Below are 11,683 nucleotides of genomic sequence, written 5' to 3' on the forward strand. Positions count from 1 at the left end.
GTGCTCAAAAGGCACCGCTGCTCATCAGCTGCCATCCACCCCTCTCACCTCTGACATTACCTCAGCTAAAGACACAAGCTCTGCTCGCGATGGCGATGGGGCTGTTGGCACGGCATTGTCTGAACTGACCCCATCGCGGGCAAGCGCGCTCCTACGACCGCAGGCCAGAATCAAAAACGCGGGATTCTCGGGTGAAACTTGAGCTTAACCACACAAATGCAGTGCAAACGCCGCTATCAGCACCAGAGTCACCCCACTGACCTGCAGGCCGCTCAAGCGCTCTTTGAAGAACAGATAGCCCAACACTGCTGCAATGCCTCCCGATAACGTGCTGATGATCGTGACTACAGACACCGACCCCATCATCGCGCCATAGGAAAATGCCGAGAAACCACCCAGATTCAGCAGGCTTGCCGCAATCAGCGTCATACCGGCTCGGGCAGGTGGCAGTTTCATGCCTTCCTTGATCTGGAAAACCATAGTGGAAAGCACGATGAGTCCGACCAGATAACCCAGCCAGAGCATGATCACCGGTCCAAGTGCCGGCAAGGTGTAGCGCCCCTGCACCCAGAAGCTTGAGCCATACAACAGTGCCGCCATCAATGCGTACACGACGGCTCGACCGTTGTGGCGCTTGACGTTTCCATCTTCGGCTCTTGAAAGGCTCGACAGCACGACGCCCAGAACACATACGCCGATCAACAATAACTGAACGGAAGATATCCGCTCACCGCTGCCCCATGACAACAGCGTTGTGAAGACCCCGTAAGACGTAACCAATGGCGCAACGATAGAAGCTTTGCCCAGCGCAAAGGCCTTGGATAGTGCCAATGCACCGCTCACCGTAAACAGCGACGCCAGCACACCCAGCCACCAGACAGGCCACGGGACCAAAAGCGATCCGCGGATAAAAGCCGGGTAGCAAAGCAGCAGTACGCACATGATCAGAAATCCCAGCCCCTGACCGAAATACACCGCCCGCTTGACTCCGACCGCGCGAGCGTTCACTCCGACCAGAAAATCTGTTCCACCCCAAAACAATGCCGCCATCAGCCCCAACGCCACATCCATGTCTTACATCCCTACCCCAAACTGCGGTCTTGAAATGTAGAGGAGTTGAGATCACACCGGAAGCTGAACACAGCACTCCGTCCAGGATTACAGCAATCCACTCGCAAAAGAGCTGCAAGCAGTCCGGCTTGCCGGCGAGTTTGGTGTGTCAGGCAGACCGCTTTCGCGACCCTCGTGACCTCGGATCCCTCCCACAGGTTTTGCAGGGGCTCTGCAGATTGTGTTGCCAAGACCAAATCCGACAACCACCAAACATCCGTGGGAGGGAGCCCTGCTCGCGAAAGCGTCAATCCGGACAATGCGCTGTCGTCTGCCCCACCGCCATCGCGAGCAGGGCTCCCTCCCACGGCCTGTGGCCAGAAGCAAAAACAGCGGTGTCTACGGATCCGTAGCAGCCCGGCTTGCCGGCGGTGGCGATCTCGCGGACGCCTTCGCGGGCAAGCCCGCTCCCACAGGGCATTTGTATGTCGCCGGCTGTTGATCTGGCTTTTGATCTTGGGGCCCCGTTCCAGAAGGCCGAACGCAGGCGATGTGGAATGGGCCTAGCGACAGGATGTCGCGAGAGCTGCGTGGCCCATGGATGGCCCATTCGCGGCGGGCCCACGGAGCATTGCCGGAGTGCGGGCGTGCCGAGCCTAGGCGAGGCACCGTATGGCGGGGATAAGAGCCTTTGGCTGTTCTTGAAACAGAGAGGGGGGCTTTTCCAAGTAACTCGCCGTGAGGCGAAACAGGGTTGCGTCAGCAGACCAGCAATCCGCTAGACACACCGAGTGCACAGGATTTACGACGACTTCGGTCGGACGCGACCCCGGCGCGCTCGCAGGGCAAGCCAGCTCCTACAAGGGGAACGCGTTCATCCAGACACAGACCCGAAGCCGTCGCGCAAGCGCACAACGACACGTCACATCATTTACGACTGGCGATGATGTACACCGCATGAATGATCCCCGGGAAATAACCCAACAGCGTCAGCAGAATATTCAGCCAGAAAGCGCCGCCGAAACCGACTTGCAGGAACACGCCCAAGGGTGGCAACAGAATGGCGACAAGGATGCGGATGAAGTCCATGGGTGAGGCTCCTGATGGAAAGATGGCCGTCAAGGCCAGACATCCAATCGACCCTGGCCGATTTCAGGGGTTCCGTAACAGACATCATCAGGCCATTACCGACCAGCAAAAAAAATCGCCCCGCACCAAGGGGGTCGGTGCAGGGCGAAGCGTAAATAACGCAAGACGGTATCAGGGCAAAGCAAAAACGGGGTTACGCCATCAGCCCCCTCGGCGCGAGTTCACGTTGTGGTCGCGAAATGCCAGAGGCGCGGGCGGGTTGTGGCGACGCCGGAAGCTGTACGCAACCGGGCAGATCTTCAATCGGCGAGATGCAGGCCTGACCGCGCGCCAACAGCGCCGAACTGCGTGGGCTGCGGTTGGAGTGGTCGCCCAGCACGACGATATCGGCATTCACGCCGTAGCTGTCTTCACACAGCAGACGGCCGTTCTGACTGAACGCGCCACGGGCTTCGTTGAGCACCAGCAGGATGTTCAGGGCACGGCAGAGTTTTTCCACGCCTAGCATGTAGGCCTGGGACGCCGGGCTGACCACGGCGCCACGCTGGATCGGCTCCAGCACCACCAGCACGGTGCGTGAATCAACTGCGGCTTCCAGCGCCGCCAGGTCGTTGAACGGCACGCGGCAGAAGTCGGTCGCCATCGATTCGAGCAGTCCATCGAAACGGCCGCCGCTGGCCACCACGACGCCGCAGGCGCCATGACGATGAACCTGGCCCCATTGCCGCGCCAGGCTCATGGCCCCGGTGAATGCCCCGTGTTCATCAACGAAAAAGCCACCCTGATCACTGCCGGTGCGTTCGCACAGGCGCTGCAAGGGCGACAACAAGGTGCCGTGATCGGCAACAGGGGCGTCGTCGGTCGCGCTGCGCAGCAGTTTCAACAGGTTCATGGGCGCATCTCCCACAACGACAGAAGCAGATCCAGGCAGTGCTTATTGATATCGCCGATCCATCCTTGATACGGATTTTTCGCTTTACCTATGCAAACACTACCGACATGGACACTGTTCATTGCGCTGTATGACCCTGTAACCCTTGTGAGTTGGGGGTAGACTATGTCTCGTCGGACAAAACAGCCATTTCGATTTTCCAGCCATTTCGATAAGAAACACTTATGGATTTCCGCCAACTGCGTTATTTCGTCGCGGTCTATGAAGAAGGCCATGTAGGACGCGCTGCCGAGCGCCTTTCGCTGTCGCAACCGGCGTTGTCGCAGCAGATCCGTCTGTTGGAACACAGCCTCGATGTCACCCTGTTCGAGCGCAGCAGTAAGCGCCTGCTGCCGACCCTCGCCGCCCACACGCTGTACAACCATGCCGTGCCGCTGCTTGAGGGGATGCAACGGGCGCGCGACGCCTTGCGCAACTTCAAGGGGCAATCGCAACGCACCCTCGCCATCGGCGTGCTGCAGACGGTGCATTCCAGCATGGTCCCGCAGATGCTCGACCGGGTGCACAAAGCCCAGCCGCATCTGGTGGTGCAGATCTACGAACTGAGCGGGATGGAAATCGAACGGCGCTTGCTCAATGGCTCGCTGGACGTCGGCATCAGTTATCTACCGCCGCGCCAGCCAGGCCTGCACGGCGTGCTGCTGTACGAAGATGAACTGAAGCTGGTCATCCACAAGAGCCACCCGTTGCGGGAATTCAAAAAAGTCTCGATGAGTCAGGCCGCTGAACTGCCGATGCTGTTGCTGGGTGAGGAATACCAGGTGCGGCAGATCTGGCAGAACCAGTTGAGCAACCTCGGTCGACGCCCCCACGTTCAGGCCGAGCTGAACAACATGGCGGGGATTCTCGACAGCCTCGCCCACACCAGGCTAGCGACGGTGCTACCAGGTCGCGCGCAGGATCTTCAGGACGGGAATGAGGATTTGCTCTGGAAGCCGCTGAGCGAGCCGCGTGTGCCGCTGCAAGTGGGGCTGGTCTATCGCGATGCGCAGCGACAGCAGGCCACTTTGGAGTTGCTGCGTTCGGTGCTGGATGAGGTGGTCAATCCGCAGGCGGCGCTGCCGGGCGAGTTGCAGGATCGGAAATAAAAAGCGCCCATAAAAGAAAACCCCGCCGAAGCGAGGTTTTCCAGACTGTTTCCCTTTTGACTTCCCTTTCGCCCCACCTCCCTGGCAGGCATTCCTTACGTGTCCCTGTTGTCTGTTTGCGCATCCTGCGCGACGTCCATGCAGCTAGATTAATCTTGGATCCATTAACGCGATAGAGGCGAAATGTCGGCACGTCGTGTAAGCAAATGCTTACACGACCGATTCAGCTCAAAATTGCGTTGCGTCCAGCAAATACAGGGACTCGCTGCCCGCCTTGACCGACGCCGCAAGGGAATGAATCCGCGGTAGCAGACGTGCGAAGTAGAAACGTGCCGTACCCAGTTTACTGGCGTAGAAATCCTCCTGCGATTCCTTGCCCAGTGCCGCTTTCGCCATCTTCGCCCACAGGTAGGCATACGCGGTGTAACCGAATACGTGCAGGTATTCGACGGAGGCAGCACCGATTTCGTTCGGGTTGCTGCGAGCGCGATCCAGCACCCACTCCGTCAGTTCGTCCAGTGACGTCAGCGCGGCACTCAGCGGCTTGGTGAACTCAGCCAGTGCGCCGTCGTTCGCGGCGATGAACTCACGCACTTCCTCGGAGAAGATTCGGTAGAACGCACCGCCGCTGGCAACCACCTTGCGCCCCATCAGGTCCAGCGCCTGGATGCCGTTGGTGCCTTCGTAGATCTGGGTGATGCGCACGTCACGCACCAGTTGTTCCTGACCCCACTCGCGAATGTAGCCATGGCCGCCGAAAATCTGCTGGCCGTGCACCGTGGTTTCCAGGCCCATGTCGGTGAGAAACGCCTTGGCTACCGGGGTCAGCAGCGCTACCAGCGCATCGGCACGCTCACGTACTTGGGCGTCTTCGCTGTATTTGGCGGTGTCCAGTTGCATCGCCACGTAGGTGGAAAAGGCGCGGCCGCCTTCGTTCAGCGCTTTCATGGTCAGCAGCATGCGCCGCACGTCCGGGTGAACGATGATCGGGTCGGCGATGGTGTCTTTCGACTGCGCACCGGTCGGCGCACGGCTTTGCAGGCGTTCACGGGCGTACTCGATGGCGTTCTGATAAGAGCGTTCGCCGGAAGCCAGGCCCTGAATGCCGACGCCCAGACGCTCGTAGTTCATCATGGTGAACATCGCCGCCAGGCCCTTATTCGGCTCACCAACCAGATAGCCTTCGGCCTGATCGAAGTTCATCACGCAGGTGGCCGAGGCCTGAATGCCCATCTTGTGCTCGATAGAGCCGCAGGACACGGTGTTGCGCGCGCCCAGGCTGCCGTCGTCGTTGACCAGGAATTTCGGCACCAGGAACAGCGAAATGCCTTTCGGCCCCGCCGGGGCATCCGGCAGTTTGGCCAGCACCAGGTGAATGATGTTCTCGGTCAGGTCGTGTTCGCCGCCGGTAATGAAAATCTTGGTGCCACTGATCTTGTAGGACCCGTCGACCTGCGGCTCGGCCTTGGTGCGGATGATCCCCAGGTCAGTGCCGGCGTGGGCTTCCGTCAGGCACATGGAACCGGCCCAGATACCGGCGTACATGTTCGGCAGATACGTCGCCTTCAGCGCTTCGCTGGCGTGGGCATTGATCGACACACAGGCACCGGCTGTCAGCATCGGATACAGGCCGAAAGCCAGACTTGAGGAGTTGACCATTTCCTCGACCTGGGCCGACACCGCCTTGGGCATGCCCATGCCGCCGAACTCAGGGTTGCCGCCCACGCCCACCCAGCCACCTTCGGCGTAGGTCTTGTAGGCCTGGACGAAACCGGCCGGCGTGGTCACCACAGTGTCTTTCCAGTGGCAGCCTTCTTCGTCGGCAGCCCGGCTCAGCGGCGCCACGGACTTGCCGTTGACCTTGCCGGCCTCTTCAAGGATGGCGTCGACCGTGTCGGCGTCCACCGTCTCCGCCAGCTCGGGCAACCCGGCCCAGGCGGCAGGGGCTTCGAACACTTCGTTGAGGACGAAACGCATATCGCGCACAGGTGCTTTGTACTCAGCCATGGCAAACCTCGCAAACGGCAGCAGATAACCCGGAAAAGGAACGCCGCATCCAATTTGCGGCGCGATGTGTCAATGAACCCGAGTGTACAGGAACACCATTTGTGACACATAGGGTCAAGGCGTGACCATGCAGACACATTAAGTCACAAGCGACAGCCAGGCAGAACAAGGCCTTCAGACAGTTCTGAAGGCCTCGTTGGGACAGGAATTGAAGGTTAGATCAGCTGGCGGCTGCCATGCGTACGGCCCCGCGCTTGGCGGTCTGGCCGTAGGCGATCACGCAGTTGCGCCCGGCGCCCTTGGCGGCGTACAACGCCTGGTCGGCGGCCTTGAGCACTTCTTCCGGGTTGCGGTGCTCGGGCTGACGCTCGGCGACGCCGATACTGATGGTCACCGACACCGTGGAAGCCTGGGAAGCGGCACGGCGCTGACGCCCCTGCTGGTCGTCCTGCGGGCGGTTTTCCTGATTGCGCAGGTGGATCGGGTAATTGGCGATGACCTCGCGAATCACCTCCAGATGCGGCATGCACTCTTCGAGGGTCTTGGCGGCGAACACGATGGCGAACTCCTCACCGCCGTAGCGATAGGCGCGGCCACCGCCGTTGGTGATCTTCGACAGCTTGCTGGCCACCAGACGCAGCACCTGGTCACCGACATCGTGGCCGTGGGTGTCGTTGAATTTCTTGAAGTGGTCGACATCAGTCATCGCCAGCACGTAGTTGCGCCCCAGCCGCTGCATGCGCTCGTTGAGCGCGCGGCGCCCAGGCAGACCGGTCAGCTCGTCACGGAAAGCCATTTGATAGGCTTCATGGGCGACGCCTGCAGCAATCATCAGCATCACCTGGCTGCACATGATGTTCAGGGTGAACGGCAGGATGAAGGTTTTCGGCAAGGCCCAGAACAGGCCGAGCAGACCCACCAGTTGCGCGGCGTGCAGCGGACGCGGCTTGCGCAGGTACTGGGTGATCAGCACCGCGAAGGCAATCAGGAAGGTCGCGTAAGACAGCTGGATCAGGCTCATCCATTCGCCGTGCAGCGCCGGCCAGCGGATGTCCGCCAGCCACGCCAGCAGTTCCACCGGAAAGCTCTGTTCCATGCCCAGCGCCACACTGCCCACGGCCACCAGCACCGCGAGCCGCGCCACCATGTCCTGAAACAGGTGCGTGCGCTCTTCCCAGGCCGCAAACAGGCCATACATCACCGGTAACAGCAGGCAACACAGGTGGAACACCACGGCGGCGTCTTCACGCACTTTGCCGTTATCACGGTAGAAGTCGGTCTGGGTGTCGAGCAGAAAATAGGCGATGTACACCGTGACCATCAGAAACAGTTCGCGCTGGCGTTTGTAGACGCCGCAATAGGCGCCACCCAGCAGCAGAACCAACGTTGGCAGCACGTTGAACAGCGAGGTGAAGAATACGTTGAGGTCCTTTACATACGCAGCCGCGAGCCCGGCGAAGAACAACGCCAGGGACGGTAAAAAATGGCTGAGTCGTGCAGCGGAAGGGCGCAGCAAGAGGAAGATCTCCTACCCGGATGAAGCGAGTTCAAATCAAATGGCATTGTGCCTTTATCGGCCGCGTAACAGATTTGATGAGTGAAAAATGTGAGATAGGTCACTGTTTTTGTGCCCTTCGCCCCTGTAGGAGCCGGGCTTGTCCAGCGACCTGGCGCGAAGCGGCAGTAAGCCCTGAGCACGCGGCGTGCCTTACAGACAGGGTCTGCCAGACTTTACGACGGGTTCCCCGCCGGTCGCGGGACAAGCCCGGCTCCTACAAAGGAAAATTGTGTGTTGCCCATAAAAAAACCGCCGGCCCCGTAAAGGGCAGGCGGTTTTCAGTGCAGCGCTCAGGTGACTCAGTGAGTCAGGCCGAAGTGCTCTTCGTTCATGTCCATCAGGTTGCTCGCGCCCGACAGCATGGCCGCAACGTGAGTGCGGGTGCGCGGCAGGATGCGCTGGAAGTAGAAGCGCGCGGTCTGCAACTTGGCGGTGTAGAAGGCTTCTTCGCTGGTGCCGGCAGCCAGTTTTTCGGCAGCGACACGGGCCATATCGGCCCAGAAGTAGGCCAGGCAGGCGTAGCCGGAGAACATCAGGTAATCCACCGAAGCGGCACCGACTTCTTCACGGTCCTTCATGGCGGCCATGCCCACTTTCATGGTCAGCTCGCCCCATTCCTTGTTCAACGCCGCCAGCGGAGCGACGAACTCGCTGACCGCTTCGTTGCCTTCCTGCGCCTGGCAGAACTTGTGAACGATCTTGGTGAAGCCCTTCAGCGCTTCGCCCTGGGTCATCAAGACTTTACGGCCCAGCAGGTCGAGGGCCTGAACGCCAGTGGTACCTTCGTACAGCATGGAGATGCGGCTGTCGCGAACGTTCTGCTCCATGCCCCACTCGGAAATGAAGCCGTGGCCGCCGTAGATCTGCACGCCGTGGTTGGCCGACTCGAAACCGACTTCGGTCATGAACGCCTTGGCGATCGGGGTCATGAACGCCAGCAGGCCATCCGCCTGTTTCTTGGCTTCGGCGTCGTCGCTGTATTTGACGATGTCGACCTGCTTGGCAGTGAAGTACACCATCGCGCGGTTACCTTCGGCGAAGGCCTTCATGGTCAGCAGCATGCGACGCACGTCCGGGTGGACGATGATCGGGTCAGCGGCTTTTTCCGGGGCTTTCGGGCCGGTCAGGGAACGCATCTGCAGACGCTCGCGAGCGTATTTCAGACCACCCTGGAAGCCGATTTCGGCGTGGGCCAGACCTTGCAGCGCGGTGCCCAGACGTGCGGTGTTCATGAAGGTGAACATGCAGTTCAGGCCTTTGTTCGGCGGGCCGATCAGGTAGCCGGTGGCACCGTCGAAGTTCATCACGCAGGTGGCGTTGCCGTGGATGCCCATCTTGTGTTCGATGGAACCGCAGCTCACCGCGTTGCGCTCACCGACGCCGCCTTCGGCATTCGGCAGGAACTTCGGCACGATGAACAGCGAAATGCCTTTGGTGCCAGCCGGGGCATCAGGCAGGCGGGCCAGCACGATGTGGACGATGTTGTCGGCCATGTCGTGTTCGCCAGCCGAAATGAAGATCTTGGTGCCGGAGACTTTGTAGGAACCGTCGGCCTGTGGTTCGGCCTTGGTGCGCAACATGCCCAGGTCGGTGCCGCAATGCGGTTCGGTCAGGCACATGGTGCCGGTCCATTCGCCGGACACCAGCTTGGTCAGATAAGCCTCTTGCTGCTCGGGGGTACCGTGCTCGGAGATGGTGTTCATTGCGCCATGGGACAGGCCTGGGTACATGCCCCACGACCAGTTGGCTTCGCCGACCATTTCGCTGACCGCCAGACCCAGCGACTCAGGCAGGCCCTGACCGCCGTGCGCAACGTCATGGGCCAGGCTTGGCCAGCCGCCTTCGACGAACTGCTTGTAGGCTTCCTTGAAGCCGGTCGGGGTTTTCACGCCGGACTCGCTCCAGGTGCAGCCTTCGGTGTCACCCACACGGTTCAGCGGTGCCAGTACCTGCTCACAGAACTTGGCGCCCTCTTCGAGAATGGCGTCGACCATGTCAGGCGTGGCGTCCTGGCAGTCTGGCAGACTCTGATAGTGCGCTTCGTAGCCGAGCAGTTCGTCACGAACGAAGCGAATATCACGCAAGGGGGCCTTGTAGTCAGGCATAGCGATAAACCTCTGCTGATGAATCCTTGAATGGAATGACCCTGCGGTCACTGTCGGGGCGCACCCCTTGCCACCGGTGTTGTTGTCTGTCCGGCGATCAAACACGTGTTTGAAACATACGTTTACGCCCCGCGTGTTGTCAAGGGTGCGTCACGAACCTTTCATCATCGACAACGTGAATGCCGCGCAGGCCAAGCCCCGCAGCGCAGGCAACGGCTGAGCTGACAGCGTTGAGTCTAGTTGAGCGAGACGACAAAACAGCCGCAGAAAGGCCGCGATTCGGTCGGCTGATAGGGCGTTATTCAGGAGGGGAGCACAGCAGATTTCGACGTGCGCCGAAGCGCACGTGAAGGGGGAAACAATCAGGCGTAGGTGTCGATCAGCGTGCCGAGCATTTCGTCGCTGGCTTTTTCGACTTTGACGCCGGCCTGCACCTGAGCCTTGCCTTCGGCCATCTCGACCACGTTGGTGGCGAGGTCCGAACGGTCAGGGCGTTCGACCGAACGCAGACGCTCAAGCTGGAAATCGGAAGACTGGCTGCGACCGGACACTTCGGTTGCCGGGCTGGCCAGCTGCGTAGCTGCCTGATCGACACGATCCTGGCCGACCTGAATGGCACTCAGGCCCGGATACAGCGTGTTGCTCAGTGAGATTTGCATGACCACATTCCTCTGTTCATAAAACGAACAGCCGCCATTGAAACAGACACGACGGGAAAACGCCCGTCAAAAACCATAATGGCACAAGGCCTTCCAATAGAGAGGCCCGAGCGACTGCCAGAGATTGACCATACGCCTTTCAGTCTGACGTCGCCGCAGTCGGTGGCCGGAAGTGTGCGGTGGCGCACATCTGAAAGCTGCTCTGGTACATGAACTGTAGGAGTGAGCTTGCTCGCGATGCCTTTCCGTCAGCCACAGACGTGATGGCTGATACACCGCCATCGCGAGCAAGCTCACTCCTACGAAGTCGCAATCGCGGGCAAGCGCGCTCCTACAGGGCGGGCAAAGGCTCCGTAGCAGCATGGCTTGCCAGCGGCGACAATCCCGAAGGCGCGACCGCCGGCAAGCCAGACGGCTACAGAAAGAGCGCCGCCGTCAGTCCAGCAACTCCAGGTGCAGATGCTCGGCCACCATCTCGGCGGTGGCTTTCTTCATGTGCGGCACGCGGCCCAGACACGGTGCCGGCAGCCGTTCGGCGAGAGTGGCGAGGTTTTCTTCCAGACGCGCAGTCTTCGGGTCGATGACGTTGGCGACCCAGCCGGCCAGTTGCAGACCATCATTGGCAATCGCTTCAGCCGACAGCAGCGCATGGCTGATGCAGCCCAGGCGCACGCCCACCACCAGAATCACCGGCAGCTTGAGGGCAATCGCCAAATCCGACAGATTGGCCTGATCGGCCAGCGGCACGCGCCAGCCACCTGCGCCTTCGATCAGAGTGAAGTCGGCCTGTTTGGCGAGGATGTGCTGCATCGGCGCGAGCAGAGAATTCACGGTCAGCGCGACACCCGCCTCGCGCGCCGCCAGATGCGGGGCGATGGCCGGCTCGAACGCGACCGGGTTGACCTCGTTGTAGGTCAGCGGAATCGAACACTCGGCGCGCAGCGCGACCGCATCGGGATTGCGCAAGCCCTTGGGTTTGACGTCGCAGCCCGACGCCACCGGCTTGCCCGCAGCGGTACTCAGTCCGGATTGTCGCGCCGCATACAGCAGCCCTGTGGCAATGGTGGTCTTGCCCACATCGGTGTCGGTTCCCGCGATGAAATACGCAGCACTCATCTTGGCGACCATCCGTTCAGATATTTCAAACTATTGCCCACTCAACTATAGCCCCCGTC

General features: G+C 60.5%; 9 protein-coding genes. 1 reads left to right on the forward strand and 8 read right to left on the reverse strand.

Going from position 1 to position 11,683, the window contains the following annotated elements; all coding sequences use genetic code 11:
* Positions 1 to 204: 204 nt before the first annotated feature.
* The 3 genes from ACIPL0_RS26545 to ACIPL0_RS26555 all read right to left on the reverse strand — a co-directional run bounded on the left by ACIPL0_RS26545 (position 205) and on the right by ACIPL0_RS26555 (position 3,031).
* A complete protein-coding gene (locus ACIPL0_RS26545; protein WP_400601596.1) occupies positions 205 to 1,071 on the reverse strand; it encodes a DMT family transporter in 867 nt (288 codons plus the stop codon).
* A 906-nt stretch (positions 1,072 to 1,977) separates the two neighbouring features.
* Complete coding sequence (locus tag ACIPL0_RS26550) at positions 1,978 to 2,139, reverse strand: YqaE/Pmp3 family membrane protein (RefSeq protein ID WP_400601594.1); 162 nt, start codon at positions 2,137 to 2,139, stop codon at positions 1,978 to 1,980.
* A 193-nt stretch (positions 2,140 to 2,332) separates the two neighbouring features.
* Positions 2,333 to 3,031 (reverse strand): aminotransferase class III-fold pyridoxal phosphate-dependent enzyme, encoded by a 699-nt coding sequence (locus tag ACIPL0_RS26555; protein ID WP_400601592.1) that lies wholly within the window; start codon positions 3,029 to 3,031, stop codon positions 2,333 to 2,335.
* A gap of 224 nt (positions 3,032 to 3,255) precedes the next feature.
* Between ACIPL0_RS26555 and ACIPL0_RS26560 the strand changes: the two genes are divergently transcribed.
* A complete protein-coding gene (locus tag ACIPL0_RS26560) occupies positions 3,256 to 4,179 on the forward strand; it encodes a LysR family transcriptional regulator (protein WP_400601590.1) in 924 nt (307 codons plus the stop codon).
* Between the two features lie 228 nt (positions 4,180 to 4,407).
* Here the strand turns inward: ACIPL0_RS26560 and ACIPL0_RS26565 are convergent, their stop codons facing one another.
* The 5 genes from ACIPL0_RS26565 to bioD all read right to left on the reverse strand — a co-directional run bounded on the left by ACIPL0_RS26565 (position 4,408) and on the right by bioD (position 11,624).
* A complete protein-coding gene (locus ACIPL0_RS26565; protein WP_400601588.1) occupies positions 4,408 to 6,186 on the reverse strand; it encodes an acyl-CoA dehydrogenase C-terminal domain-containing protein in 1,779 nt (592 codons plus the stop codon).
* 220 nt (positions 6,187 to 6,406) lie between these two features.
* Positions 6,407 to 7,702: a GGDEF domain-containing protein gene (locus ACIPL0_RS26570; protein WP_400601586.1), complete on the reverse strand. Its 1,296-nt coding sequence runs from the start codon at positions 7,700 to 7,702 to the stop codon at positions 6,407 to 6,409.
* A gap of 341 nt (positions 7,703 to 8,043) precedes the next feature.
* Positions 8,044 to 9,849 carry a phenylacyl-CoA dehydrogenase gene (locus ACIPL0_RS26575; protein ID WP_400601584.1) on the reverse strand — a complete coding sequence of 602 codons (1,806 nt, stop codon included), beginning with the start codon at positions 9,847 to 9,849 and terminating at the stop codon, positions 8,044 to 8,046.
* Positions 9,850 to 10,211: 362 nt separating this feature from the next.
* Complete coding sequence (locus tag ACIPL0_RS26580) at positions 10,212 to 10,508, reverse strand: pyrroloquinoline quinone biosynthesis protein PqqE (protein ID WP_400601583.1); 297 nt, start codon at positions 10,506 to 10,508, stop codon at positions 10,212 to 10,214.
* Between the two features lie 435 nt (positions 10,509 to 10,943).
* Positions 10,944 to 11,624 carry a dethiobiotin synthase gene (gene bioD, locus ACIPL0_RS26585; protein ID WP_400601581.1) on the reverse strand — a complete coding sequence of 227 codons (681 nt, stop codon included), beginning with the start codon at positions 11,622 to 11,624 and terminating at the stop codon, positions 10,944 to 10,946.
* Between the last annotated feature and the right edge of the window lie 59 nt (positions 11,625 to 11,683).

The sequence above is a fragment of the Pseudomonas sp. NPDC090208 genome (genome assembly GCF_044746785.1).
GTDB lineage: Bacteria > Pseudomonadota > Gammaproteobacteria > Pseudomonadales > Pseudomonadaceae > Aquipseudomonas.